Raw genomic sequence first — 896 nt, 5'->3', positions numbered from 1 at the left:
CACCAAGCGGCCCACCACCCAATCACCAGCGGCACCCGCTACCACCCACCAGCAGCAAGTCGCACCGCCGGAAGGGTGGATCGATCCGCAGCTGGCGGGGGCGGGCTAGGTTGGGTCCCTCCCACCAATGCTCAATACGGGTATGCGACATCCCACGCTTTGGCCACAGATCGTTTTGAAATTGCCTAAACGAAACAGCAGTTTAGAGAGGAATTTAGGGCTAAACCATGCAGTCAGCGCATAGCTCGGGCGAGCAACAAATCAGCATTTTCGGGCAAGTTGCCGAGCCAGAGCAACGCACCGCAACCAAGGCACAATTCGCGGACATTCTGGGAATGTCCCGGGGCCGCGTGTCCCAGCTCATCAAGGAAGGTCTGCCAACGCTTGGCAACGGGCGGATTGATATCAAGCTCGGCAAAGCCTGGTACGTTGCCAACACCAGCGCCGCCAAGCGCAAGTCGCTGGTTGATGCACCTCCCCTCACCCCAAAGGGCGAGCTGGAGCGCATCAAGGCGGAACTGGCAAAGCTGGAGCTGGAACGCGAGCTTGGCAACATCATCGACAAGCACGCCGCCCAGAAGGCGATCTTTGAGCGGGCCAGAGGCGAGCGCGATGCATGGATGGGCTGGGCGAGCCGCGCTGCCTCCACCCTCTCCGCCGAGCTGGGCAGCGATCCGCGAGAGACCTACGCCATCCTAGACCGCATCGTCCGTGATCACCTCGCCGACCTTGCAGAAACGCCGCTGAAGGATCTTGCCAATGTCTGACCTCGCCACCACCACCGCCTCATGGGCAGACGCAATCTGGCGCGAGGCATTGGCACCGGAGCGACAGCTCACCGTCAGCCAGTGGGCCAACGCTTACCGTCAGCTGCCGCCCACCAGTGCCGAGCCGGG

Annotated in this window: 2 protein-coding genes; both read left to right on the top strand. The window is 62.3% G+C overall.

Annotation, left to right across the window (positions count from 1 at the left end):
• A partial coding sequence (locus tag PPL9_RS33480) for a hypothetical protein (protein WP_208989469.1) occupies nucleotides 1-189 on the top strand: 189 nt, incomplete at its 5' end.
• Between the two features lie 38 nt (nucleotides 190-227).
• Nucleotides 228-767 (top strand): hypothetical protein, encoded by a 540-nt coding sequence (locus PPL9_RS18250; protein ID WP_057464030.1) that lies wholly within the window; start codon nucleotides 228-230, stop codon nucleotides 765-767.
• Nucleotides 768-896 lie beyond the last annotated feature (129 nt).

The organism is Pseudovibrio sp. POLY-S9, assembly GCF_001431305.1.
Classification (GTDB): Bacteria; Pseudomonadota; Alphaproteobacteria; order Rhizobiales; family Stappiaceae; genus Pseudovibrio.
Note: the sequence above shows the minus strand (reverse complement) of the source record. Positions and strands in the feature narration are given on the sequence as shown.